General features: G+C 72.0%; 23 protein-coding genes. 9 read left to right on the forward strand and 14 right to left on the reverse strand.

The genetic code is table 11. The features are described from left to right. Positions 1-60: 60 nt before the first annotated feature. Together ACE3Q8_RS11945 and ACE3Q8_RS11950 are read right to left on the reverse strand one after the other, a co-directional pair. The gene (locus tag ACE3Q8_RS11945; protein ID WP_374470493.1) at positions 61-474 is read right to left on the reverse strand and encodes a hypothetical protein; all 414 of its coding nucleotides are present in this window, start codon (positions 472-474) and stop codon (positions 61-63) included. Between the two features lie 118 nt (positions 475-592). Next, positions 593-850: a hypothetical protein gene (locus ACE3Q8_RS11950; RefSeq protein ID WP_374470494.1), complete on the reverse strand. Its 258-nt coding sequence runs from the start codon at positions 848-850 to the stop codon at positions 593-595. Between the two features lie 144 nt (positions 851-994). On the opposite strand from ACE3Q8_RS11950, the gene ACE3Q8_RS11955 reads away from it, so the two are divergent. The 5 genes from ACE3Q8_RS11955 (at position 995) to ACE3Q8_RS11975 (ending at position 5,397) form a co-directional block, all read left to right on the forward strand. After that, complete coding sequence (locus tag ACE3Q8_RS11955) at positions 995-2,104, forward strand: S-(hydroxymethyl)glutathione dehydrogenase/class III alcohol dehydrogenase (protein WP_374470495.1); 1,110 nt, start codon at positions 995-997, stop codon at positions 2,102-2,104. After that, positions 2,101-2,937 (forward strand): S-formylglutathione hydrolase, encoded by an 837-nt coding sequence (gene fghA / locus ACE3Q8_RS11960; RefSeq protein ID WP_374470496.1) that lies wholly within the window; start codon positions 2,101-2,103, stop codon positions 2,935-2,937. Before ACE3Q8_RS11955 ends, fghA begins: the two co-directional genes overlap by 4 nt. 5 nt (positions 2,938-2,942) lie before the next feature. Then, positions 2,943-3,473 (forward strand): MOSC domain-containing protein, encoded by a 531-nt coding sequence (locus ACE3Q8_RS11965; protein WP_374470611.1) that lies wholly within the window; start codon positions 2,943-2,945, stop codon positions 3,471-3,473. Positions 3,474-3,592: 119 nt separating this feature from the next. Then, positions 3,593-3,955 (forward strand): hypothetical protein, encoded by a 363-nt coding sequence (locus ACE3Q8_RS11970; protein WP_374470497.1) that lies wholly within the window; start codon positions 3,593-3,595, stop codon positions 3,953-3,955. A gap of 179 nt (positions 3,956-4,134) precedes the next feature. Then, complete coding sequence (locus ACE3Q8_RS11975) at positions 4,135-5,397, forward strand: L,D-transpeptidase family protein (protein ID WP_374470498.1); 1,263 nt, start codon at positions 4,135-4,137, stop codon at positions 5,395-5,397. Between the two features lie 10 nt (positions 5,398-5,407). On the opposite strand, the gene ACE3Q8_RS11980 is transcribed toward ACE3Q8_RS11975, so the two are convergent. After that, positions 5,408-7,882, reverse strand: coding sequence for a TonB-dependent receptor (locus ACE3Q8_RS11980; RefSeq protein WP_374470499.1), 2,475 nt, complete (start codon positions 7,880-7,882; stop codon positions 5,408-5,410). A gap of 333 nt (positions 7,883-8,215) precedes the next feature. On the opposite strand from ACE3Q8_RS11980, the gene ACE3Q8_RS11985 reads away from it, so the two are divergent. Further along, the gene (locus tag ACE3Q8_RS11985) at positions 8,216-8,965 is read left to right on the forward strand and encodes an NTP transferase domain-containing protein (RefSeq protein ID WP_374470500.1); all 750 of its coding nucleotides are present in this window, start codon (positions 8,216-8,218) and stop codon (positions 8,963-8,965) included. Here ACE3Q8_RS11985 and ACE3Q8_RS11990 read toward each other — a convergent pair. From ACE3Q8_RS11990 to ACE3Q8_RS12015, 6 genes are all read right to left on the reverse strand, one after another. Then, positions 8,962-9,714, reverse strand: a complete 753-nt coding sequence (locus ACE3Q8_RS11990) for an NTP transferase domain-containing protein (protein ID WP_374470501.1) — start codon at positions 9,712-9,714, stop codon at positions 8,962-8,964. The two genes, ACE3Q8_RS11985 and ACE3Q8_RS11990, sit on opposite strands and share 4 nt — an antisense overlap. Then, entirely contained in the window at positions 9,711-10,853 is a 1,143-nt protein-coding gene (locus tag ACE3Q8_RS11995; protein WP_374470502.1) for a dATP pyrophosphohydrolase, read from the reverse strand. The genes ACE3Q8_RS11990 and ACE3Q8_RS11995 overlap by 4 nt, the downstream gene beginning before the upstream one ends. Continuing rightward, complete coding sequence (locus tag ACE3Q8_RS12000; protein WP_374470612.1) at positions 10,853-11,905, reverse strand: LptF/LptG family permease; 1,053 nt, start codon at positions 11,903-11,905, stop codon at positions 10,853-10,855. The genes ACE3Q8_RS11995 and ACE3Q8_RS12000 overlap by 1 nt, the downstream gene beginning before the upstream one ends. A gap of 2 nt (positions 11,906-11,907) precedes the next feature. After that, the gene (locus ACE3Q8_RS12005) at positions 11,908-13,107 is read right to left on the reverse strand and encodes an LptF/LptG family permease (protein ID WP_374470503.1); all 1,200 of its coding nucleotides are present in this window, start codon (positions 13,105-13,107) and stop codon (positions 11,908-11,910) included. An 8-nt stretch (positions 13,108-13,115) separates the two neighbouring features. Continuing rightward, positions 13,116-13,553 (reverse strand): HIT family protein, encoded by a 438-nt coding sequence (locus tag ACE3Q8_RS12010; protein WP_374470504.1) that lies wholly within the window; start codon positions 13,551-13,553, stop codon positions 13,116-13,118. 80 nt (positions 13,554-13,633) lie between these two features. Further along, a complete protein-coding gene (locus tag ACE3Q8_RS12015; protein ID WP_374470505.1) occupies positions 13,634-14,533 on the reverse strand; it encodes a metallophosphoesterase in 900 nt (299 codons plus the stop codon). A 71-nt stretch (positions 14,534-14,604) separates the two neighbouring features. Between ACE3Q8_RS12015 and ACE3Q8_RS12020 the strand changes: the two genes are divergently transcribed. The 3 genes from ACE3Q8_RS12020 to ACE3Q8_RS12030 are packed head-to-tail and all read left to right on the forward strand — an operon-like array spanning position 14,605 to position 17,542. Further along, the gene (locus ACE3Q8_RS12020) at positions 14,605-15,726 is read left to right on the forward strand and encodes a CDP-alcohol phosphatidyltransferase family protein (protein WP_374470506.1); all 1,122 of its coding nucleotides are present in this window, start codon (positions 14,605-14,607) and stop codon (positions 15,724-15,726) included. Beyond that, a complete protein-coding gene (locus ACE3Q8_RS12025; RefSeq protein ID WP_374470507.1) occupies positions 15,726-16,634 on the forward strand; it encodes a diacylglycerol kinase family protein in 909 nt (302 codons plus the stop codon). Before ACE3Q8_RS12020 ends, ACE3Q8_RS12025 begins: the two co-directional genes overlap by 1 nt. Beyond that, positions 16,631-17,542: a hypothetical protein gene (locus ACE3Q8_RS12030; protein ID WP_374470508.1), complete on the forward strand. Its 912-nt coding sequence runs from the start codon at positions 16,631-16,633 to the stop codon at positions 17,540-17,542. The genes ACE3Q8_RS12025 and ACE3Q8_RS12030 overlap by 4 nt, the downstream gene beginning before the upstream one ends. 13 nt (positions 17,543-17,555) lie before the next feature. Here the strand turns inward: ACE3Q8_RS12030 and ACE3Q8_RS12035 are convergent, their stop codons facing one another. The 5 genes from ACE3Q8_RS12035 to ACE3Q8_RS12055 all read right to left on the reverse strand — a co-directional run bounded on the left by ACE3Q8_RS12035 (position 17,556) and on the right by ACE3Q8_RS12055 (position 23,131). Continuing rightward, positions 17,556-18,770: an aminotransferase class I/II-fold pyridoxal phosphate-dependent enzyme gene (locus ACE3Q8_RS12035; protein WP_374470509.1), complete on the reverse strand. Its 1,215-nt coding sequence runs from the start codon at positions 18,768-18,770 to the stop codon at positions 17,556-17,558. Between the two features lie 12 nt (positions 18,771-18,782). Next, positions 18,783-19,031 (reverse strand): acyl carrier protein, encoded by a 249-nt coding sequence (locus tag ACE3Q8_RS12040; protein WP_374470510.1) that lies wholly within the window; start codon positions 19,029-19,031, stop codon positions 18,783-18,785. Positions 19,032-19,116: 85 nt separating this feature from the next. Then, positions 19,117-20,055, reverse strand: coding sequence for an NAD-dependent epimerase/dehydratase family protein (locus ACE3Q8_RS12045; protein WP_374470511.1), 939 nt, complete (start codon positions 20,053-20,055; stop codon positions 19,117-19,119). Between the two features lie 2 nt (positions 20,056-20,057). After that, positions 20,058-21,764, reverse strand: a complete 1,707-nt coding sequence (locus tag ACE3Q8_RS12050; protein WP_374470512.1) for a fatty acyl-AMP ligase — start codon at positions 21,762-21,764, stop codon at positions 20,058-20,060. Then, positions 21,761-23,131 carry a lipopolysaccharide biosynthesis protein gene (locus tag ACE3Q8_RS12055; protein ID WP_374470513.1) on the reverse strand — a complete coding sequence of 457 codons (1,371 nt, stop codon included), beginning with the start codon at positions 23,129-23,131 and terminating at the stop codon, positions 21,761-21,763. Before ACE3Q8_RS12055 ends, ACE3Q8_RS12050 begins: the two co-directional genes overlap by 4 nt. Positions 23,132-23,195: the final 64 nt, after the last annotated feature.

Consider the following 23,195-nt stretch of genomic DNA (forward strand, 5'->3'; position numbering starts at 1 on the left):
CGCACAGCAAAACGCGGGCCCGGCCGCGCCGGACCCGCGTCTCTGCGTCGCCGAGAAGGCTTACGGCGTGGTGCTGCCGCCCGTCGTGCCCGTGCCACCGGTCGTGCCGCCGGTCGTGCCCGTGCCGCCGGTGGTACCGCCCGTGGCGCCGGTCCCGCCCGTCGTGCCGGTCGTGCCGGTGCCGCCCATGGCGCCGCCGGAGGTGGCGCCCATCGAGCCGGAGTTCATGCCCGCGCCGGCCGCGCCCGAGCTGGTGGCGGCGTTCGGATCGGTGGTCATCGCACCGGCGCCCGTGGTGTCGGTGGCCGTGCCGGTCGCGGCCATGCCGGCGTCGCCTGTGGTTCCCGTGCCACCCGCCGCGGCGGTGGCGTCGGTCGTAGCGCCGCCTTCGTTGCCGCCGCCGCCGCCGCAGGCGGTGAGAGCGAGCGCGGCGCTGGTCATGAGCGCGGCAGCGCCCAGGGTGCGGAGTTTCATTGGATCAGGTCTCCCTCAGGTCCGGTGCGGCCGCGATGGCCGCCCGGCATCACGAACCGCGGGAGAGGAGCTCGGTTCCGAAAATGTGATCGGCTGAAATATTAGCTTTCACAAATGCTTAGCCGGCACGCCGCATCGGCCAGTAGCGCCGGTGCGCCTTCACCATCGCCCAGCCCTCCCGGGTCAGGACGAAGGCGTGCGGCGAGCCGCGCCAGCCGTTCATCACCGCCGTGGTGCCGGCCCGCTGGAGCAGCCGGCGGCCGCAGAGCCTGAGACAGATGCCCAGCACCACCGGGTCCTTGTCGATAAGCGGCGCCTCGAGCGCCTGCATCAGGACGTGCCGTTCGTCGGCGGTGAGTTCGGGGCCGGGCTGCATGTAGCCCCTAACGCCCACCTGCCCGCCGCGTTGCGCGCTCCCGTAAGGGGGCGGCAAATCACGTTCCGGCGAGCGCACGGGGCCTTCCCTTTCCGGCCCGCATCTGGAATTCCTCCCGCCACCTGATCCGAGGAGACGCCTCCCATGAAGACCCGCGCCGCCGTGGCGTTCGAAGCCAAGAAGCCGCTGGAGATCGTGGAACTGGACCTGGAAGGCCCCAGGGCCGGCGAGGTGATGGTCGAGATCAAGGCGACGGGGGTCTGCCACACCGACGCCTACACCCTCGACGGCTTCGACTCGGAAGGGATCTTCCCCTCGATCCTGGGGCACGAGGGCGCGGGCGTGGTGGTCGAGGTCGGCCCGGGCGTCACCAGCGTCCAGCCCGGCGACCACGTCATCCCGCTCTACACGCCCGAATGCCGGCAGTGCAAAAGCTGCCTGTCGCGCAAGACCAACCTGTGCACCGCGATCCGCGCGACCCAGGGCAAGGGCCTGATGCCCGACGGGACCAGCCGGTTCTCGTACAAGGGCCAGACCATCTACCACTACATGGGCTGCTCCACATTCTCGAACTACACCGTCCTGCCGGAGATCGCGGTCGCCAGGATCCGCAAGGACGCCCCCTTCGAGACCGCCTGCTACGTGGGCTGCGGCGTCACCACCGGCGTCGGCGCGGTGGTCAACACCGCCCATGTGGAGCCGGGCGCGCGCTGCATCGTCTTCGGCCTGGGCGGCATCGGCCTCAACGTCATCCAGGGCCTGAAGATGGTCGGGGCGAGTCAGATCGTCGGTGTCGACATCAACCCGGATCGCGAGGAGTGGGGCCGCCGGTTCGGCATGACCGACTTCGTGAACCCGAAGCAGGTGTCGGGCGACCTCGTCCAGCACCTGGTGGCGCTCACCGACGGCGGCGCCGACTATACCTTCGACGCCACGGGCAACACCGAGGTCATGCGCCAGGCGCTGGAGGCCTGCCACCGCGGCTGGGGCGAGAGCATCATCATCGGCGTGGCCGAGGCGGGGAAGGAGATCGCCACCCGGCCGTTCCAGCTGGTCACCGGCCGGGTCTGGAAAGGCACGGCCTTCGGCGGTGCGCGCGGCCGCACCGACACGCCCAAGATCGTCGACTGGTACATGGACGGGAAGATCGAGATCGATCCGATGATCACCCACAAGCTCAGCCTGGACGAGATCAACAAGGCCTTCGACCTGATGCATGCCGGCGAGAGCATCCGCAGCGTGGTGGTCTATTGAGCCTCGAGACCGTCTCCACGACGAAGGCCTTCGGCGGCGTCCAGGGCGTCTACCGGCATCAGAGCCGCGAGACCGGCACGCCGATGGTCTTCAGCGTCTTCGTCCCGCCGCAGGCCTCGGAGGGTCCGCGCCCGGTTGTCTGGTACCTCTCGGGCCTGACCTGCACCCACGCCAACGTCACCGAGAAGGGTGAATTCCGACGGGCCTGCGCCGAGCTTGGCTTGATCTTCGTCGCGCCGGACACCAGCCCGCGCGGCGAGGGCGTGCCCGACGACCCCGCCTACGACTTCGGCCAGGGCGCCGGCTTCTACGTCGACGCCACGGAGGATCCTTGGGCCCGGCACTTCCGAATGGAGAGCTACGTCGTCTCCGAACTGCCGGAGGTGATCGCGGCGAACTTCCCCGCGGACATGGCCCGGCAGGGACTGACCGGCCACTCCATGGGCGGCCACGGCGCACTGACGCTCGCGCTCAAGAACCCCGGCCGCTGGACGAGCGTCTCGGCCTTTGCGCCGATCTGCTCGCCCATGCGCTGCGCGTGGGGCGAGAAGGCGCTCGGTGGCTACCTCGGCCCCGACCGGCAGGCCTGGCGCCGCTACGACGCCACGGCGCTGATCGAGGACGGCGCCCGGGTCCCCGAGCTACTCGTCGACCAGGGCGAGGCCGACAGCTTCCTGCAGGACCAGCTCCGCCCCGAGCTTCTGGAGGCCGCCTGCCGGGACGCCGGCATCCCGCTGACCCTGCGCCTGCAGCCGGGCTACGACCACAGCTATTACTTCATCTCGACGTTCATGGCGGACCACCTCGCGTGGCACGCGGAGCGGCTCGGTTGAGCGGTGTGGTCGTGGCGGTCAGCGCCAAGCGAAGCCACGGCCCCGACAAGAAGAATCAGTTGCTCGTCCGCCTGATCGAGGGGCAGGGCGTGGAAGGCGACGCCCACTGCGGCGCACGCGTGAAGCACCGCAGCCGGGCCCGATTCAACCCGGGCCTGCCGAACCTTCGCCAGGTGCACCTGATCCACGAGGAGCTGCTGGACGAGCTGAACGCCAAGGGCTTCGGAGTCGCGCCGGGCTACCTCGGCGAGAACGTCACCACCCGCGGGGTCGACCTGCTGGGCCTGCCGCGGGGCGCGCGCCTTCGGCTCGGGAGCGAGGCGGTGGTCGAGGTCACCGGCCTGCGCAACCCCTGCATTCAGCTCGAGCGGCTGCAGGCCGGCCTGATGCAGGCCTGCCTGGAGGATCGCGACGGAAGGCTCGTGCGCAAGGCGGGCGTCATGGCCGTCGTGCTGGCCGGCGGCGAGGTGAGGGGCGGGGACGCCGTCGTGATCGACCTGCCCGATGGTCCGCACGAGCCGCTGAAGCCGGTCTAACCGAGCGGCGCCTTCCCGGGGCGCAACCCGCTTGCCATTTGTGGGCCGGCGGAACGTCGATAGCCGACCGTGGTTCCCCTACCGCTTCACCAAGCACTTCTCGGCCAGGGAGACCAACAATGAACAGGAAGATCGCTGTCCTGGGCGCCGCCTCCGCGCTGCTTCTGGGAACCGTCGCCGTCGCGCAGACCTCGGGCGGGGCGGGCGGAAGCACCGGCGCCACCGGCGCGACCGGCAGCTCGAGCATGGGCCAGACCGGCGCCACCGGCGGCTCGAACATGGGCTCCACGAGCGGCTCGAGCATGGGCGCCACCGGCGGCTCGACGATGGGCTCCGGCAGCGCCGCGGGCGCGAGCGGCTCGGACGTGGGGTCGACCAGCGGCGCCACGGGCGGTGACACTGGCGCCACCGGCGCCGGCGACTACAGCTCCGACGCTGCGGCCCAAGGGACCGACACCATGATGGCCGGGGAACGCGGCTGAGGCAGAAGACCGAGGGCCCCGCGTCCCAGCGGAGCCTGGAGCGGCTGGTCGGGATCGTTTTCCTGGCCAGTTGCTTCGCCGCCGCAGCCACCTTCGGACCGCCGGTCGCCCAGGCCGCGCGGGCGAAGGCCGTTCAGGTCCGCGACGCGCCGGTGACGGAGCGGCTGGCGGACGCGGTCGTGCGCCTGCCAGCCGACGACGCCGATCTCGCCGCCTTCTACCGCGCGCGCGGCCACCGTCCCCTGTGGAGCACGGGCGACGGCCTGCGCCCCGAGGCGCGCAGCGTGCTCGCGCTGGTGCGCTCGGCCGCGGATGACGGCCTGGACCCCGCCCGCTACGCGCCCGACGCGCTGGCGGTCCGGCTCGCCTCCGCGGAGCGGGGAGATCCCGCCGCCCTCGCGGAGGCGGAACTGGCCCTCTCGCGCGCCTACGCCCGCTACGCCGTCGACCTGAGGACGCCCCTCGAGGCGGCCCGGCTGGCCTGGAGCGATCCGCGCCTGGGTCTCGCCCCGCCCTCGAAGCGCCAGGCGCTTGACGCCGCGGCCGCCGCGCCTGCCCTTGCGGCCCACCTCGCCGAAGTGCGCCGGTCGAACCCGATCTACGAGCATCTCCGCGCCGCGCTCGCCCAACAGCGCCGCGTCGCCGAGCCCGACCCTACGCAGGAAGCCCTGCTGCGCGCCAACCTCGAGCGCGCCCGCGCCCTGCCGCGCGACCTCGGCCGTCGCTTCATCCTGGTGGACGCCCCCGCGGGCCGCCTGTGGGCCTTCGAGGACGGGCGGCTGCACGACACCATGTCGGTCGTCATCGGGAAGAAGACGGCCGAGACTCCCCAGATGGCCGGCCTCATCCGCTACGCGGTCTACAATCCCTACTGGAACATCCCGGTGGACCTGGCCCGGTACACCTACGCCCCGCAGGCGCTGCGCAGCGGCCCCGCCGCGCTGGACGCGCTCGGGATCGAGGTGCTGTCCGGTTGGACGCCGGAGGCCCATGTGGTCCCCACCGGCAGCGTGGACTGGCAAGCGGTCCGCAACGGCCAGGTCAAGGCGCGCCTGCGGATGCGGCCCTCGCCCTGGAACCTGATGGGCGGGGTCAAGCTGATGCTGCCCAACAAGCTGGGAATCTACCTGCACGACACGCCGGACCGGGCCGCCTTCGCCCGCGACCTGCGGCTGGTCAGCAACGGCTGCGTGCGGCTGGAGGACGCCCACCGGCTGGCCGACTGGCTGCTGCAGGGGGCGGCGGCCGGCGAGGGGACCGAGGCGCGCGTGGACCTCGCCGAGCCTGTGCCCGTCTACATCACCTACTTCACCCTCTCGCCCGCGCCGGACGGCAAGGTCGTGAAGCGTCCGGACCCCTACGGCCGCGACCCGGCGCTCCTTCAGGCGATCGCCCAAAAGAAAACGGCCCGGATCGCTCCGGGCCGCTCCCAAGTCTCCTGAAGCCCGGAGACTAGTACTTGAAGCGCAGCGTCGCGCCGACGGTGCGCGGGGCGCCGAGGAACGCGTTGTAGACGCTGACGGCGTCGTTGTTCTCGTCCACCTGATAGGGGCCGTTGAAGCCGACCTGCAGGTAGTCCTTGTCGAACAGGTTGTTGGCCCACAGCTCGACGGTCCACGCTTCGTCCTGAGCGCCCAGACCCACGCGCGCGTTCACCAGCACCATGGCGTCCTGCTCCTTGGAGGGGTGCAGGTCGGAGCCGGTGTTGTACCGCGAGGTGTACTTGGCGGAGACGTTGGTCTTCAGCTTCAGGCCATCGAACACGTCACGCTCGTAGGTGCCCGCCAGCGAGCCCGACCAGCGCGGCGCGAACGACAGTTGCGCGCCCGGCAGGCGGCGCAGGCTGTTGAAGCGCGTCGGGTTGATCAGGTCCGAGGCCGTGAACGGCTGGATCTCGGTCTCGGCGTAGGTCACGCCGCCCTGGAAGGTCAGGCCCTCGATCTGCGGGACGTAGATGAAGTCCAGGTCCACGCCGCGCGAGACCACCTCGGGGATGGTCTCCACCACGAAGGCGGTGCCCACGAAGGTGTTGAGCTGGAAGTCCTTGAACTCCTGGTAGAAGGCCGCGGCGTTCAGCAGCAGGCTGTTGCCGAACCAGCTCGTCTTGGCGCCGATCTCGTAGGAGTCGACGAACTCGCCCTTGAACGAGGTGTCCGGGTCGGCCGTGAAGTTGGGCCGGCCGCCGGCCACGACGATCTGCTGCTCGCGGTCGAGGTTGAAGCCGCCCGCCTTGTAGCCGCGCGAGTAGGACGCGTAGGTCATGATGTCCGGCGACCAGCGGTACGACAGCTTCGCCGTGCCCGACCACTCCTCTTCGGTCCGCTCCTGGATGGAGAGGCCGAGGTCGTCGAAGTCGTTGTTCTGGCCGTTCAGGCAGAGGCCGCCGACGATGGTCGTGGCCTGGGCCGCGCCCACCGCGCCGGCCAGCGCGCCGAACGCCGCCTCGCCCTGGTCGCAGGAGGCGCCGGTCGTGTTGTAGTCGGTGACCAGTTGCTTCTCGTCGCGGGTCCAGCGCACGCCCACCGTCAGCTCGAGCGCGTCGGTGATCGCGAACGAGTTGTTGGTGAACAGGGCGAAGGTCTTGCCGTCCTGGTTGTAGCGGTCGTCGCTGCCCGTGCCCGGCTGCCAGATGGCCGCCGGCGTCAGGCCGATCAGGGCCGGAGCGCCGCCGAGCACGCGGCTCGCGAAGTAGGGGTAGTAGTCCGCGCCGAAGCGCAGGACCGCCCGGCTGTTCAGGTCTTCCTTGGCGAAGAAGCCGCCGACCAGCCAGTTCAGGCGGTTGTCCACCGCCTGGCCGGCCAGGCGCAGCTCCTGCGAGAACTGGGTGAACTCGATGTAGTTCGAGCCGTCCGCCGGGCGGTAGACCAGGTCGGCCGAGGTGAAGTCGGCGTCCTGGCCGGTCTCGGCGCGCCAGTCACGCACGGCGGTGACCGAGGTCAGCGTGATGTCGGGGGTGATGTCCCAGTTGGCTTCCGCCGACAGGCCCATGTCCTCGACGCGCTGGGCGGTCGAGCGGTTGGCGTAGCCCACGCGGTCGAACGGCGTGCTCGTCAGATCGAGCGAGCCCGGGCGCACCTGGTTGACGAAGTTGCCGCGGCTGTTGGCGGCCTGGCCGACGAACAGTTGGGTGCCGACGCAGCAGTCCTCGTCGCGCTTGGTGTAGTCGCCGATGATCCGGACGTTGAGGTCCGAGGTCGGCTCCCACAGCAGTTGGCCGCGCAGGGTGTAGAAGTTCTGGTTGTTGTCGTCGTGCGAGCCGCGCGGGCCCTGGCCGGTGACGATGTCCTGATAGCCGTCGCGGGCGCGCGCCGCGGCGAAGATCCGGCCGGACAGGGTGTCGGTCAGCGGGCCGCTGAGGGCGCCGGTGAAGCCGAACTGGCCGTGGTTGCCGACGGTCGCTTCCGACTCGGCGGTCAGCTCGCGGGTCGGGCCGGCGGTGATGATGTTGATGACGCCGGCCGAGGTGTTCTTGCCGAACAGGGTGCCTTGCGGGCCCTTCAGCACCTCGATGCGGGTCACTTCGCCCAGGTCGCCGAAGCTGACGCCGTTCCGCGGACGATAAACGCCGTCGATGACGATGCCGACCGAGGACTCCAGGCCCGGGTTGTCGCCCACGGTGCCGACGCCGCGGACGCGGGCGGTCACGTAGGTCTCGTTCGAGGTGGAGGTGACCGTCAGACCCGGGGTCAGCACGGTCAGTTCGCGGATGTCGCGGACGCCGGCGTCGCGCATCAGCTCGCCGGAGACCGAGGTCACCACGATCGGCACGTCCTGCAGGCTCTGCTCACGCTTTTGCGCGGTGACGACGATTTCCTCGACGGCGCGGTCGCCGGCGGTCGTCTCTTCCTGCGCGTGGGCCGCCGAAACGCCGGCCGCGAACAGCACGGGCGCCAGGGCCGCGCTGCGAAGAAGCTTGTTGATTCTCATCTAGATCCTCCCGAGCCGCCGGCGAGGAGAGTCGCCAGCGCCAGCTCAAAGTGCGCGGCGTCTAAGGGGTCGCTCGCGCGCGCACAAACGACGCGTCGCCTCCGGCGTCGGGTTGGATTCCGCTGTGGCGCCGCTGCCACGGATTGGCCGGCCATGGGAGCGTTCCCGCCGGGATCCGGCCATTTTTGACAGAATGGCGATCATCGAACCCGATGTGCGGGCCGGCCCGGGGCGGACGACGAGAACCGGCGCCTGCGACAACCTCTGCCGGATGCGCCCCGCAGCCTGCGCCGGGCCTTCCCGCCACGGGGAACTTCTGCGAGGGAGAGCGCCATGTCTTCCGTGACTCGCGCCATCATCCTCAGCGCCGGACAGGGCAAGCGGCTGCTGCCGCTGACCACCTCGCGCCCCAAGTGCCTGATCGAGCTGTCGGGCAAGACCCTGCTGCGCTGGCAGCTCGAGGGCCTGCAGGCCGCGGGCGTCCAGGAGATCACCGTCGTCACCGGCTTCAAGGCCGAGGCGGTGGACGCCGAGATCGCCGGGCTGGACCTCCCGGGCCTTGAGGTCGCGACCCTGTTCAACCCGTTCTTCGACGTGGCCGACAACCTGGCCTCCTGCTGGATGGCCAAGGCGCTGTTCGACCGCGACCTCTTGCTGCTGAACGGCGACACCCTCTTCGAGCCGGCGATCGCCCAGCGCCTGGTGGCCGCGCCGCCGGCGGAGATCACCGTCACCGTCGACCGGAAGGACGCCTACGACGCCGACGATATGAAGGTGCTGGAGGAGGGCGGGCGGCTGAAGTCCATCGGCAAGGTCATCACCGAGTACAACGCCGAGTCGATCGGCTTCCTGCGCTTCTCGCCGGCCGGCGGCGCCCGCTTCGTGGCCGCCATCGACGCGGTGATCCGCTCGCCCGGCGGGCTGAAGCGCTGGTACCTCAGCGCCATCGACGAGATCGCCCGCGAGAGCGGCGCGGTCACCGTCCAGTCGATCGAGGGGCTGGAGTGGGGGGAGATGGACTTCCCGGCCGACTACGAATCGAACCTCGCGCTCACCGCCGGCTGGGTCGCGCGCGCGGACTAGACCTCGCCCAGCACGCCGCGGACCAGCGCCAGGTCCGCGGGCTTGTCGACATCAACCGCCGCCAGGCCGAACGGCGAGGCGACCGCCGCGGCCCGCACCCGGGCGATCCGGCCGAGCCGCGCGACGGCCGCCGTCAGCGTCAGGCGACGCAGCAGGAAGGACAGCAGGATCCCCGGGCCGAGGATCGCCGCCATCCGCCACGGCCGCTTGCGCTCGGCTTCCAACCGCTTCCAGAAGTCGATGGCCCGCAGCGCGTCGGGCGCGCGCAGCCAGAAGAGGTTGCAGCCGGACCACCAGCCGTCCGCCAGCTTCAGGTAGGTCCGCCGGGTCGCCGGCGCGGCCGCCTCCACCACCTCGCGGCGGGCGAGCAGGGCGCAGATGTCGGCGTCGGCGGGCGCGTCCGCCAGGAAGCGCCGCACCCAGTCGGGTTCCAGCAGGGCATGGTCCGAGGTGGTCACCAGCAGCGGGAAACCCATTGCCTTCGCGCCCTGTTCGACGCTGAGGCTCGGGCCCCCGGCCGCCTCCAGCACCTCGGCGCCCAGCGCCTCCGCCGCCACCCGCACGTGCGGGTCGTTGGCAGACACCGCGATCCGCTCGGCGCCCGCGGCGCGCAGCGCCTCGACCACGCGCGCCAGCATGGTGCGGCCCTGGAGGATGATAAGCGCCTTGTGCGGCACGCCGGCGGCCTCGGCCACCGGATCCGCGCCGCCGCGGGATCCCGCCAGGACGAGCGCGTTGAAGGCGCTCACCCCAACGCCTTCTCGTAGATGCGGTAGGTCTTGTAGACCTCGGCGCCGGCCGCCTGGAGGATGTGGTTCATGGCCCGGTTGTCCTCCAGGATCCACGACAGCTCGGCGCGCTGGTAGCCCAGCCGCCGGGCCGCGCTGGCCCCGGCGTCCATGAGCAGGAAGGGCAGCAGCGTGCCGCGCGCCGTGGCGGCGAACTTCCGACGCACGCCCATCAGCGGCACCCGCGCGGTCTTCAGCCCCTTCACCTTCAGACGCCACAGCAGCTTGGCCCAGCCGAACGGCAGCAGCTTGCCGTCGAGGTCGCGAATCGCCTCGTTCACGTTGGGCAGGAAGACGATGAAGCCGGCCGGCTCGCCGTCGATCTCGGCGAACCAGGTCAGCCGCCTGTCGATCACCGGCTTCAGCGCCTTGGCGAGCTGGGCGGTTTCGGCCTCGGTCGTGGGCGTGAAGCCCCAGTTGTCGGCCCAGGCGTCGTTGAGGATCTGGGTGAGGTCGCGGACCTCCTCCTCGTAACGGGACATGTCCAGTTCGCGCACCACCACGCCCTCCGGCGGCCCACGGCGGATGCGGTTCAGGATCCGGTCGGGCAGGTCGTGCGTGGTGTCGGCCAGGTAGGCGTAGACGTCGCGGGCCTTGGCGTAGCCCAGCGCCTCGATCCGGCCGCCCACATACGCCGGGTCGTGGCCCATCATCACCATCGGCGGGGTGTCGTGCCCGTCCACGAGCAGGCCGACCTCCTCGTTGATGGACAGGTTGAACGGCCCGAGCGCCCGGTCGCGGCCCCGGTCCCGCAGCCAGCCTTCCGCGGCGGCGAACAGGGCGGCGAAGACCGCGGGGTCGTCCTCAGCCGCGATCATGCCGAAGTGGCCGGCGCGGCCCATGGCCTGCGGCATCAGGGCGTCGATCTGGGCGCTGATCCGGCCCACGTCGCGGCCGTCGCGCACGGCGAGCCAGAGCTGAACCTCTGCGTGGGCGAAGAACGGGTTGGTCTTGGGGGAGAGGGCCTCCCGCCGCTCCATCAGCAGCGGAGCGATGTAGTTCGGGTCGTGCCGGTTCAGCCGCATGGGCAGGCGAACGAACCGGTCCAGCTCGTCCGGCGTGGTGACCGGGACGATGGCGATGCCCCCCCGAGCGTCCATCATCCCTCCAGGTTGAGCAGCGCCGTCATCGCGCCGGCCGCGAACAGCACCGGCGCCGCCCAGGCGGCGAACCAGGCGGGGGCCAGGCCGCTCTCGCCGATCGCCGTGAACACCCCATCCACGACCAGGAACAGCAGCCCGGCCGCGAGGCAGACGACCAGGGTCACCCCGCCCCGGCCGCTGCGGAAGTTGGCGAGCGCCACCGGCACGGCCAGCAGCAGCATGACCACGCAGCCGAGCGGATCGGCCAGGAAGCGCTGGAGCTGGGTCTCGTAGTAGCTGCGCGGCCGCACAGAGCCGGTGCCCTCGAGCGCCGCCACCGCCACGCCGGGGCTGAGCTGGGCGCCGGAGAACAGGGCCTGCACGTCCGACGGCGCGAGCTCGCTGCGCCAGAGCATCTGCCGGGCGGTGGCCGTCTGCACCTCGCCCGGCGCCACGGTGCGCACCTGCGGCGCGTCCAGCACCCAGGCGCCGTCGCGGTGCACGGCGTTGGCGGCATGGATCGTCTGGATGAGCTGCCCGTCCGCCGTCCGGCGGTAGATGGTGATGTCGTCCAGGCGCTCGGCGCCGCTTGGGGAGGGGGTGGCGATGACGATGTCGGTCCCCACGCGGAAGGTCCGCGGCTCGGCCGCCTGCCGATCGGCCGCGGGAGCGGTGTCCTGCCACCACGTCGCCAGGGTGCGGTCGGTCGCCGGCGCCACGAGCGTGCTCATCAGGAGTTGGGCGAGCATCATCGCCCCGGCCAGCGGCAGCGCCATGGCCGTGACCCGGTACCCCGACATGCCGGCCGCCCGCATCGCCGTGACCTCGCTGTTGCGGGCGAGGCGGGTGAAGCCGAACAGGGCGCCGGCCAGGACCGCAAGCGGCGCCGACTGCTCCACCAGGCGCGGCAGCCGCAGCAGGCTGTAGTAGGCGACGCCGCCGGCCCCGAGCTGGCGCTCGACGATGTCCGTCGTGACGTCGAGCAGGTCGAGCACCTGCAGCACGCCGACGAGCACCAGCAGGGCCGCCAGGATCTGGAACCCGACGACCTTGGCGATGTGCTTGGTCATGGTCACGCCGGAGCCCTCCGGCGCATCTTCATCTTCTTGCGAGCCCGGGCGATCCAGTCGGCCACGTGCTCCACCATGACCGTGGCCGGCGTCTCGCCCGGGCGCTTGCGGCTGGTGAAGAAGGTGGCCGCGCAGACGGCGGTGAACAGCACGAACGGCCCGCCGACGCTCAGCACCGCCGGCGCCTTGCCGCTTGCGGCGAGCCCCTGGCCGAATTGCAGGAGCTGGTTGAAAGTGAGCAGCAGAAGCCCGGCGATGACCATGCCGGGGGCCGCGCCCCGGCGCTTGGTGGCGAGGCCGAGCGGCAGGGCGAGCAGCGGCAGCAGCGGCAGGGACAGTGCGCGGCTCAGCCTGGCCAGGAACTCGGCGATCAGGGTTTCGCGCGGGATCAATGAATCCGGCCGCCGGGCCTCGGTGACCAGCTCGTTGAGCGTCAGCTCGCGCTCGTCGCCGCCGCGCGCCCGCAGCAGCCGCGCGGCCCCCGCCAGGGGCACGCGCAGGCTGAAGGTGTCGAAGCTCAGCACCTGGGGATCCCCCCGCCGGTCCGTCCCGAGCTGCAGGCCGCGCTCCAGCGTCAGGGTGGCGCTCTCGCCGTCCGCGTTGGTGCGGAGCTGGCCCATGCGGGCGGTCATCACCTGTTCGCGGCCGTGCTCGTCGATCTGGCGGATGAAGACGCCCGTCAGCCGCCGCCCGGCCGCGTCTGCGAAGTTGGTGGTCATGGTGAGCTTGTCGTTGGGCGAGACGATCATCCCGCCCTGGACGGTGCCGCTCCACCCGGCGTTCTCCGCGGCGTGCAGCACGGCCCGGTAGGCGTAGCGCGAGTAGGGCTGCAGATAGCCGAACAGCACCAGGCTGAGGCACATCAGCACGAGGCCGAGGCCCAGATAGGGCACGACGATGCGGCTGAACGAGATCCCGCTCGCCAGCAGGGCGTCGATCTCGGAGTCCTGGTTCAGCCGCGTGATCACCACGAACAGCGCGATGAAGAACGCCGCCGGCAGGGTCAGTCCGAGGTAGTGCGGGACGAGGTTGGCGGTCAGTTCGGTGAGGAAGCCGAAGCGGTTGCTGCTGCCGGACAGCACGTCCAGCAAGCGCAGCACCCGCTCGAGCAGCAGCCCGGTCAGCGTCACCAGGATGGCCCCCACCAGCGGCCACAGCATGAGCTTCAGGGCGTAGCGGTCGATGAGGCGCAAGCGATCCACCGTGCGGGTCAGGCGCCGGCCCAGCGGCCGGCGAGCTCCGCGGCGAGGGCCGCCGCCTGGGCGTCGTCGAGGGCCACGTGGTCGGCGAGGCTCGGCTGGCCCGGCCAGCCGGCGTCCGCGAAGGTCCGGCCGCCGTGCTCGCGCGCACCTTCGTAGCGGGGGATCACGTGGAAGTGGACGTCGCGGTCCACCATCATCAGCATCAGGTAGTTGATCCGCGCGTAGCCCACGAAGTCGGTGAGCAGGCGCTCGATCCCGTCCACCGCGGTCTTCAGGTCCGAGAACGCCGCGGGGCTCAGCTCGGAGAAGGCCCCGGCCGCGTCCTTGCACACGAGCACCAGCGAGCCGAGCGTCGGCTGCTGCGGGCGCACGAGCACCAGCCAGTGCGCGGTTTCCGCGACCAGGGTGCTGGGGTGGCCGAATTTCTGGGCGGTGGGGTTGGTCATCTTCCGTGGGGACAGGCCGCTGGCGCTGTCTGGTCCATCATAGGGAGGGGGGTGACGCGATGAAAGCCCGAATGGCGGCGTCAGCGCCGGGCCGGCGAGGTCAAGGCGTAGGCGCCCAGGTCCTCGAACGTACCCTCCGGCGTCACGCCCCGGGCGGCCACCCGCGTGGTGAAGCCCTCGCCGTCTCGCGAGATCGCCAGCTCGTGCCAGCGCGCCGGCTCGCTGTGCCGGCCCGGCGCGGCCGAGGCCGAGGGCACGCCCAGCACCGGGATAGGCCCGCCGCGGCCCGGCACGCGGGTCACCAGCGATTCGTGCGCGTGGCCGTGCAGGACGAGCTCGGCGCCCTCGCGCGCCAGGACCTCGCGGAGGGCCGCGGCGTCGGTGAGGGACTTGCGCGCGGAGACGGCGCCCTCGGCGATGGGATGGTGCAGCATGACGAGGCGGTACAGGCCCGCGTCGCGCAGGGTGCGGAGGATTTCGCCCAGCCGGCCGATCTGCGCCTCGCCGAGCCGGCCCTGCGCCAGGTGAAGCGCGGTCGGCACGGCCGAACTGAGATTGACCAGCGCCACCGGGCCGCGGATCCGCACCTTCGGGAAGGCCTCGGCCGGATCGTCGCCCAGCCAGGCGCCCCAGGCGGCCAGCGGATCGCCGGCCCGAGCGCCGATCAGGGCGTCGTGGTTGCCGGGGCTCAGGGTGACGTCGGCGGCGGCGCCCAGGCCGCCCAGCCAGGCGGTCGCGGCCGCGTACTCCTCGAGCGTCGAGAAGTTGGTCAGGTCCCCGGTCAGCACGATGTGGTCGGGGCGGCGCGCCTGCACGTCGGCAACCAGCGCGTCCAGCACCTCGGGCCGGTGGGTCCGGCGCTTGCGCCGCCAGGCGAAGCGGCTCAGCGCCCGCTTGGAGAGCGCATCGCGCACGCCCAGCTTCATGGCCGGGGGCGGCAGGTGCGGGTCCGAAAAATGGGCGAGGCGAAGCTGCGACAAGGGGGTTCGAAGGGATTCTGGCCGACGGGGTGCAATCTGGCTATCAAGTCGCGCGAATTTGCAAAGGGGTGGTGGCGGTTTTGAGCGAGCAGGCAGCAGGCGGGCGTCCCCTGGGGATCGTCGTGGGCAGCGGCGCCGCCCGGATCTGGGGCATGACGGGAGCCGAGCGGCTGCGCCGCATGTTCGTGCGCGCCGGGCTGGAGCCCGCAGGCGCCGCAGACCCGGGCCGCGCGGCCGTGATCGCCCGTGGCGACTGGGTGATCGACGAATCGCTGCTGAAGGCCGTGGCCCAGCGGCCGGCCACTGTGCTGGTCGCGCCGGGCGGCGTGCCGGTGGCGGCGCACGCGGCGGCCGGGCAGGGGCCGGCGGTGGCCGAGCTGATGGCGGCCGGCGCCGCGCCCGCCGGGCTGAAGGTGCTGGATCCCGAGGCCCTCTCCTACAACGAGGCCCTTCGGAAGAAGGAGCCGCCGGTTCTCGAGCCGCTCACCGAGGCCAATGTCCGGGCCGTGGAGGCCCGCACCTTCCAGGGCTCGTACAAGGGCGTCACCGACATCGTCACCAAGTACGCTTGGCCGCTTCCGGCGCGGATCGTCACCCGCTGGTGCGCGCTGGCGAGGATGACGCCCAACCAGGTGACCTTCGTTGGCTTCCTGCTGGTGCTCGCCGCCTTCTGGCTGTTCTGGGTCGGAGAGTACGGATGGGGCCTGGTCTGCGCCTGGATCATGACCTTCCTCGACACGGTCGACGGCAAGCTCGCCCGGGTGACGCTGACCTCGTCCAAGTTCGGCAACATCTTCGACCACGGCATCGACCTCATCCACCCGCCGTTCTGGTGGTGGGCCTGGTACGTGGGCCTGCAGCAGACCGGGCAGCTTCCGCCGGACGCCGGCCTGATGCTCGGGATCATCCTGATCGGCTACTGGGTGCAGCGGGGGATCGAGGGCGTGTTCATGCGCCGCTTCGGCTTCCACGTGCACTCCTGGCGGCCGTTCGACAGCTTCTTCCGGCTGATCACCGCGCGCCGGAACCCGAACCTGCTGATCCTGACCCCCGCCACCCTGCTGGGCGCGCCCGGCTATGGCTTCTGGCTCATGGGCGCCTGGACGGCGATCTCGCTGGCCGTCCACGTGGTGCAGCTCGCCAAGGCTTTCATGACGCCGCGCGACCAGGTCGTCTCCTGGCTCTCGCGCTGATGCGCGCCGGCGTCATCCGCAATCCGAAGAGCTACCGCAACCGGCGCAGCATGGAGTGGGCGCAGGCGCCCGAGGGCACCCTGTTCGCCAAGCCGCGGACCAAGGAGGCCCTGAGCCAGGCGCTGGCGGAGTTCGCCGCCAACGGCGTCGGCCTGGTGGTGGTGGACGGCGGCGACGGCACCATCCGCGACGTGCTCACCCGCATCCCAGCGGCCTTCGGCGCCCGCCACCCGCAGCTTGCCGTCGTGCCCTCGGGCAAGACCAATGTGCTGGCCGAGGATCTCGGCGTGCCGCCCGACTGGACGGTGGAGGCGGCCCTGCGGCGCGCGCTGCAGCCCGATGCGGCGCGCGTGCTCCGTCCCTGCGTGGAGGTGGTGCGGCGTGACGGCTCGGAGCTGCGGCGCGGCTTCATCTTCGGCACGGGCGCCTATGTCCGGGCGACGCGGCTCGCCCAATCCACGCACCGGATGGGCGCGTTCGGCACGCTAGCCGTGGCGCTGACGCTCGCGGCCTCGGTCGTGCAGAGCGTCGCGGGCCGATCCGACCGCGGCTGGCGGGCCGGCGAGCCGATCCGCCTGCGGCTGGCGGGAGAGCCCGTCTCCGGCCAGGCCCGCTTCCTCGTCATCGCCTCCACGCTGGAGAAGCTGCCGCTCGGCCTGAAGCCGTTCGGTCCCGAGCGCCCCGGGCTCAAGGCCCTGGCCATCGAAGCGCCGCCGCGCCGGCTGATGGCCGCCATGCCGCCGCTGTGGAAGGGAGAGGCGCCCGGCTGGCTGGAGACGGCCGGCTACGTGCGCCGGGACGGCGCGCTCGAGCTCGCCTTCGACGGCGAGTACGTCCTGGACGGCGAGGCCTATCCCGCGGGCGACCTGCTGGTCCGGCCGGGGCCCACGCTGGAGTTCGTCACGTGAGCGGCCTGGACGCGCGGGTGGCGCGGGAGCTGGCCGCCACGACGCCGGCGGCGGTGGACGAATTCGCCGAGGCGCTGGCTCGCGTGCCGGGCGCTCAGGCGGTGCTCTACTACGGCTCCACGCTCCGGACCGGCGACCTTTCGGGCCTGCTGGACTTCTACGTCCTGACCGATGGGCCGCACCGCACCGGCCTGCGCGGCGCGGTCGAGCGCCGGCTGTGGCCCGAGGTCAGCTATCGCGAGGTCGAGACCTCGGCCGGTGTCCTGCGCGGCAAGGTCGCCACCCTGCCGCTCGCGACCTTCCGGCGCGCCGCCGAAGGCGCGACGCTCGACACCACCATCTGGGCGCGTTTCGTCCAGCCGGCCGCGCTGGTCTGGCGCCGCGACGCGGCCACCGAAGGCGAGGTGCGAGCCGCCGTCCGCGCCGCGGTGACGACGGCGTCGGCCTATGCCGCCGCACTGGGGCCCGCGCAGGGGCCGCCGCTGGCGTTCTGGCGGGCGCTGTTCCGCCAGACCTACAAGGCGGAGTTCCGGGTGGAGGACGCCGGCCGCGCCGACGAGCTGCTGAAGGTCGCGCCCGACCGCTGGGCGGCGCTGCTGGAGCCCGCCTGGACAGCGCAGGGGCTGCCGTTCGAGCGGACCGGCGACGAGCTGCGGCCGCGCATGGACCCCGCGTCGCGGGCCGAGCTGGAGCGCCGCTGGCGGGCCCGGCGGCGGGCCGGTCGGCCCCTGAACCTGGCGCGGATCGCCAAGGCGGCGTTCACCTTCGACGGCGCGGCGCGTTACGCGGCCTGGAAGATCGAGCGGCACACAGGCCTGGCCATCGAGGTCACCCCGTTCCGCGAGCGCCACCCGCTCCTGGCGGCGCCCGGGGTGCTCTGGAAGCTGTGGCGGCGGAAGCGGGCCTAGGCGCGCGAGGCGCCTAGCCGAGGGCCCGCTGCTCGGTGGAGATCAGGCCGATCTGCTTGCCGACCATCTCGAACACGGCCAGCACCTCGTCGATCTGCTCGAAGGTGTGCGCGGCGCTGACGCTGGAGCGCAGCAGCGGCCGGTTGTCGGGCGTGGCCGGCGGCATGGCGAGGTTTAGGTAGACCCCGTTGGCCAGCAGCGCGTTCCAGGCGGTCAGCGCCGTCGGCAGGTCGGGCATCACCGCGGCGACGATGGGGCTGACGGTGTCGCCGGTCGTGAAGCCCAGCGCGCGCAGACCGTCGAACAGCCGCTTGGAATTGGCCTGCAGCCGCGTGCGCAGCGCCGGCTCCTCCTCGACACGCTTCAGCGCGGCGAGCGTGGAGGCGACCACCGCCGGGGGCAGGGAGGCCGTGAACATGTAGGGGCGGGAGACCACCCGCAGGATGTCGAAGGCGTCGTCGTCGGAGACGCAGAAGCCGCCGATGGCGCCCAGGCTCTTTGAGAAGGTGCCGACGATGTAGTCCACGTCGGCCTCGACGCCGGCGGCCTCCGCCAGGCCCCGGCCCTTGTCGCCGAGCACGCCCATGGAGTGGGCCTCGTCAACCAGCAGGTAGGCGCCCATTTCGCGCTTCACCGCGACGATCTCCTTCAGCGGAGCCACGTCGCCCATCATCGAATAGATGCCTTCGACGACGATCAGCCGCTCGCCCGGCGCGTCCTTCAGGCGGCGCAGGCGCTTGTAGAGGTCCTCGGGGTCGTTGTGCCGGAAGCGGATCACTTCCGAGTGGCCGAGCCGGGCGCCGTCGTAGATCGAGGCGTGGCTGTCGGCGTCCAGGATCAGGTGGTCGCCCCGGCCGACGAGGGCCGAAAGCACGCCGAGGTTGGCCTGGTAGCCGGTCGTGAACACCATGGCGTGCTCACGGCCGTAGAACTTGGCCAGCTCCTTCTCCATCGCCAGGTGGCCGCCGAAGCTGCCGTTGGCGATGCGCGAGCCGGTCGTGCCGGTGCCCCAGGTCCGCACGGCCTCGGCGGACGCGTCGATGCAGTCGGGATCGAAGGTCAGGCCGAGATAGTTGTTGGTGCCGAGCAGGATCACCCGCCGGTCGTTGAGCTCGGCCTCGGTGGGCGAGCGCACGGCGTCGAATCGAACGTTGAAGGGATCCGCGCCCAGGCTGCGGATACCCTCATAGGCCTGGCTGTAGCCAAGGTGCTTGTCGAGCAGTCCCATTCGATTGTCGCCTTACGCCCGCAGCTCGGTAATCAGAGCGCTGAGGTCCCCGATCGTCTGGATATCCGCAAGACGATCGAGTGGGATCGAAATATCGAACCGGTCCTCGAGCTCCATCACGATGTTCATCAGAGCCAGGGAATCGACCGACAGGTCGCGAGCGATGTCGGTATCGTCCTGCAGGCGCACACTTCTACCGAGCACGGTAGTCACCGCGCGCTCGATTTCACGCACCGTAAGATCGGTGACGACTTCGGCCATGCTTACGCCTGCCCCCTCTGGCAAGGTCCCTAGCGCGGTAGCTAATCACGAAGACGCGGCATTTCCACCGTTTGTAACGTCGCGGTCACAAAATCTTCGGAAGCCAGCCAACTGCGCGGTACCACGCCGCCGTGTGCGCCAGACCGCGCCAAAGGTCAAACCTTGAAGGCGGCAGATCGGGCGCGAGCTCGTGCGGCGCGACGCCCCAGTCGGGGTGCAGGAACTCCCGCGCCTTGCCTGGCGTGAAGATGGGCGCCTCGCCCGCCAGCCTCTGCAGCACGCTCAGCGCCGCCGCCGCCTGGACCGCGACGGCGGGTGCGCGGACGAGTCGCGGCCGACCGCCGGCCACCTCGGCCGCCGCCTGCATGATCTCGCGCCAGCCGTAGCCCTCCGGGCGCGAATCGCTGAGCGCATAGGTGGCGCCTGACGCCGCTCGCTCCGCCAGCGTCGCCACCTGCCGGGCGGCGTCCTCCACGTGCACGAGCGCGGTGCGCGCGTCCTCGGCGAACACCGGCAGCACGGGGCTGGTCGCCGCCGCCTTGAACAGCGGCAGGATCTCCCGGTCGCCAGGCCCGTAGATGGCCGGGGGGCGGACCACGGTCAGGCGCGCGCCGGCGACGGCGCGGGCGGCGTCCTCGCCGGCCCGCTTGCTCGCGGCATAGGGGGAGAGCTGCGGCTCGCGCGCCGCCAGGCTGGAGACCAGCAGCAGGCGTGACTCGCCGGCCGCCTCGGCGACCCGGGCCGCGCCGTCGCGGTTCACGCGCAGGAAGTCGGCCGGGCTTCGCGCCTTCACCAGCCCCGCGGCGTGGATCACCACCTCGGCCCCGCGGGAAAGCGCGCGGAGCGCCGACTCGTCGGCGAGGTCGCCCACCACCACCTCGGGTTCGAACCCGCGCCAGAGCGGGTCCACCGGGTCTCGACGGGTGAGGATGCGCACGCGCCAGCCGCGATCGGCCAGCTCGCGGGCCAGGTGGCGGCCGAGGAAGCCGGTGGCGCCGGTCAGCGCGGCGACGCCCCGCGTCACCGTCAGGCGGGCTCGACCGAATGGAAGGCGCCGGCGAGGTAGAGCGTGCGGGCCTTGGAGCGGCTGAGCTTGCCCGACGAGGTCTGGGGCAGGGCGTGAGCCCCCACCAGCTCGACACGGGCCTCCACGGCGTGCCGGGCGCGAAGCACCGCGGCGACGTCGTCGGTCAGCGCCTGGCGCACCTCGGGGTCGCTGGAGCGGGCCTGGACCAGCACCACGATCTCGTCGTCGCCGTCGCGCTCGACGGCGAAGGCCGCCACGTCGCCGCTGCGCAGCCGCTCGACCTCGGCCTCGGCGGTCCACTCCAGGTCCTGCGGCCAGATGTTGCGGCCGTTCAGCAGGATCAGGTCCTTGGCGCGGCCGGTGGGCGTGAAGGCGCCCTCGGCCAGGAAGCCGAGGTCGCCGGTGTCCAGCCAGCCGTCGGCGTCGAGCACGGCGGCGGTGGCCTCGGGCTGGTTCAGATAGCCGGTCATGATGCTGGGGCCGCGGACGAACACCCGGCCCACCCGGCCTTCCGGCAGCGGCCGCCCATCCGTCCCGCGGACCTCCAGCTCGTGGTGCGGCAGTACGGGGCCGCAGCTCACGAACTCCCGCGCCCGGCGTCCGGCGGCGGGGGCCACCACGCCCTCGTTCTCCATGCGCTCCACGTCCACGGTCGTGGAGGTGACGCCGCGCCCGAGCGGGGCCATGGTCAGCGCCAGGGTGGCCTCGGCCATGCCGTAGCTGGCGACAAAGGCCTCGGCCCGGAAGCCCACCTCGGCGAAGCGCTCGGCGAAGGCGCGGAGCGGGCCCGGGCGGACCATGTCGCCGCCGCTGCCGGCGATCCGCCAGCCGGAGAGATCGTAGGCCGAGATGTCGGCGGTGTCGGCGCGCCGCGCGCAGAGCTCGTAGCCGAAGGTCGGGCTGTAGCTGATCGTCCCGCCGTTCTTGGTGATCAGGTCTAGCCAGATGAGCGGCCGGCGCACGAAGGCCGCCGTGGGCAGCAGGTCGACCGTCATCTGGCTGGCCAGGGGGCTCAGCAGGAAGCCGATCAGGCCCATGTCGTGATAGAGCGGCAACCAGGAGACCGCCCGGTCCTTGGGCTGCACCTGCAGGCCGTCGCGGGTGATCGCCAGCGCATTGGCCATCAGCGCCTTGTGCGTCACGAGCACGCCGGTGGGATTGCGCGTGCTGCCTGAGGAAAACTGCACGTAGCAGGCGTCGTCCGGGCCGATCGGCGGCAGCTCGGCGTCGCCGTCCGGCAGCTCGGTCGAGGGGACGGGGGCGCGCAGGCCGGCCTCGGCGGCGGCTTCGCCCAGCCACGGCAGCAGGCTCTCGGGCCCGAACACCGCCTTGGCGCCGGCCGACGACAGCAGCCGCGCGATCTGCTCGATCCAGGCCTGGCGGCCGGCCAGCGGCGCGGGCAGGGGGAGCGGCGCGGGAATCAGGCCGGCGTACTGGCAGGCGAAGAACAGCCGCACGAACTCTGCGTCTGTGTCGGCCACCAGCCCCACCCGCTCACCGCGAGCCAGGCCCGACGCCAGCAGCCGGCGCGCCAGCGCCTGGGCTTCGTCGCGCAGGGTGGCGTAGGGCAGGGCGAGCGCCAGCTTGCCGCGCTGGTCGTACAGGTTCACGCCGGTCAGGCGGGTGGCGGCGAACTCGAGGGCCTCGATCAGGGTCGAGAAGCCGAGGCGGAGCTCGCGGTCGGGATCGGTCGGTGTCGGAGTCACGGTTCGTCTTTCGCGCCGGGGGCTGAGTCCCCGCAAGCGGCTTGTTGGCCGCGCCGCCCTCGCGGGCGCCGCAGCAGCATCCCCAAGTTACCCAGCGCCATGGCGGCGGCGGCGGCTACGAGGCCGATGGCCGCACCCCGCGCCCCCCACTGCTCCACGAGGAAGGTGAGGCACGCCAGGAACGCCAGGCTGACCACCAGGCGCACCCGGAGCGCGGCGCCGGGGCGCCCCTGTGACACGAGCATGGGCTCCAGGGGAAGGGCGAAGATGGCGATCGCGGCTGCGGCCACCTGCCAGGTCATCAGCTCGGCGGCCGGCGCGAAGGCCTGGCCCATGACGAGGGTCAGCAGCGGCTTGCCGGCGAAGGCGGCCACCGCGACAATCACGAAGCTGAAGCCGCCGGTCAGCAGGCCGACCTGCAGGGCGAGCTTCGCCATCTCGGCCTCGCCCGCGGCCACGCGCAGCCGCGCGAGCTCGGGATAGAGCGCCGGCGTCAGCAGCTTGGCGGGTTTGGCGATCGCGTCGGCGACCTGCCGGCCCAGCCGCCAGAAGCCGGCCTGGGCCGGTCCAACCAGGGCGCCCACCACCAGGGTGACCACGTGGGTGAAGGCCACGTCGAGGGTGGTGTTGAGGTTGGTGGACCAGGCGAAGCGCCAGACGCCGGGCAGGCCCTCCGCCAGCGGCCCGCGCCAGGCGAAGCCGTCCAGCAGCCCCCGGCGGCGCAGCTCCGCCAGCGAGGCGGCGGCCAGATAGACGAAGCCCACGCCCGTGCCGACGCCCCACACCAGGAGGTAGACCCACAGCGGCGCCTTGACCGCCCACGCCGCGCCGCAGCCCACCAGCCGCACCAGCGACACCACCGCCGCCTGGCCCGCCAGCACGTCGAAGCGGTCGAACAGGCGCAGAAGGCCGAGCGGGGTCGCCGAGACCATGAAGGCGGCGGAGAGCACATAGGCCGCCGCAGCCGGAGCCTGATCGGTCCCCCAGCCCAGCCGCCCCGCGAACAGGAAGGCCCCGGCGACCCCCAGCACGACGCCCACCAGGGCGCTGCCGGCGTCCAGCACGACCGTCAGCCGCAGCACCTGCTGGAAGCGGCGGACCTCGCCGGCCTGCAGCGGTCCCGCGCCGTAGTGGATCAGCGTCTGCCAGGACTGGAACTTCACCACCTCGCCCAGGAACTGGGCGAAGGCGTGGATCAGCACCAGCACACCGAAGGCGGTGGCGCCCAGGCCGCGGGCGGCCACGGCCAGGTAGGCCAGGCTCAGCACCGCGTTCACCGATCGGCCGCCCAGCAGCTTGCCGGCGTTCACCACCACGCGGCGAAGCGCGGTGGGCCGGGGCGGGTCCTGGACGGCGTCTGGGCTCATGGTGAGGCGGAAAGTGGGGGGAATCTCCGCCGCGCGCCACCGCCGGCGGAGCCGCAGCCTCCCG

The organism is Phenylobacterium sp. (assembly GCF_041913825.1).
In the GTDB taxonomy this organism is placed as follows: domain Bacteria; phylum Pseudomonadota; class Alphaproteobacteria; order Caulobacterales; family Caulobacteraceae; genus Phenylobacterium.

What these genes read in the sequence shown, in the direction of transcription:
- ACE3Q8_RS11945 (WP_374470493.1), bottom strand. Translation starts at nt 474, where the DNA reads ATGAAACTCCGCACCCTGGGCGCTGCCGCGCTCATGACCAGCGCCGCG.
- ACE3Q8_RS12000 (WP_374470612.1), bottom strand. Translation starts at nt 11,905, where the DNA reads ATGACCAAGCACATCGCCAAGGTCGTCGGGTTCCAGATCCTGGCGGCC.
- ACE3Q8_RS11995 (WP_374470502.1), bottom strand. Translation starts at nt 10,853, where the DNA reads ATGGACGCTCGGGGGGGCATCGCCATCGTCCCGGTCACCACGCCGGAC.
- ACE3Q8_RS12055 (WP_374470513.1), bottom strand. Translation starts at nt 23,131, where the DNA reads ATGAGCCCAGACGCCGTCCAGGACCCGCCCCGGCCCACCGCGCTTCGC.
- ACE3Q8_RS12010 (WP_374470504.1), bottom strand. Translation starts at nt 13,553, where the DNA reads ATGACCAACCCCACCGCCCAGAAATTCGGCCACCCCAGCACCCTGGTC.
- ACE3Q8_RS11980 (WP_374470499.1), bottom strand. Translation starts at nt 7,882, where the DNA reads ATGAGAATCAACAAGCTTCTTCGCAGCGCGGCCCTGGCGCCCGTGCTG.
- ACE3Q8_RS11950 (WP_374470494.1), bottom strand. Translation starts at nt 850, where the DNA reads ATGCAGCCCGGCCCCGAACTCACCGCCGACGAACGGCACGTCCTGATG.
- ACE3Q8_RS11985 (WP_374470500.1), top strand. Translation starts at nt 8,216, where the DNA reads ATGTCTTCCGTGACTCGCGCCATCATCCTCAGCGCCGGACAGGGCAAG.
- ACE3Q8_RS12035 (WP_374470509.1), bottom strand. Translation starts at nt 18,770, where the DNA reads ATGGGACTGCTCGACAAGCACCTTGGCTACAGCCAGGCCTATGAGGGT.
- ACE3Q8_RS11970 (WP_374470497.1), top strand. Translation starts at nt 3,593, where the DNA reads ATGAACAGGAAGATCGCTGTCCTGGGCGCCGCCTCCGCGCTGCTTCTG.
- ACE3Q8_RS12025 (WP_374470507.1), top strand. Translation starts at nt 15,726, where the DNA reads ATGCGCGCCGGCGTCATCCGCAATCCGAAGAGCTACCGCAACCGGCGC.
- ACE3Q8_RS12040 (WP_374470510.1), bottom strand. Translation starts at nt 19,031, where the DNA reads ATGGCCGAAGTCGTCACCGATCTTACGGTGCGTGAAATCGAGCGCGCG.
- ACE3Q8_RS11955 (WP_374470495.1), top strand. Translation starts at nt 995, where the DNA reads ATGAAGACCCGCGCCGCCGTGGCGTTCGAAGCCAAGAAGCCGCTGGAG.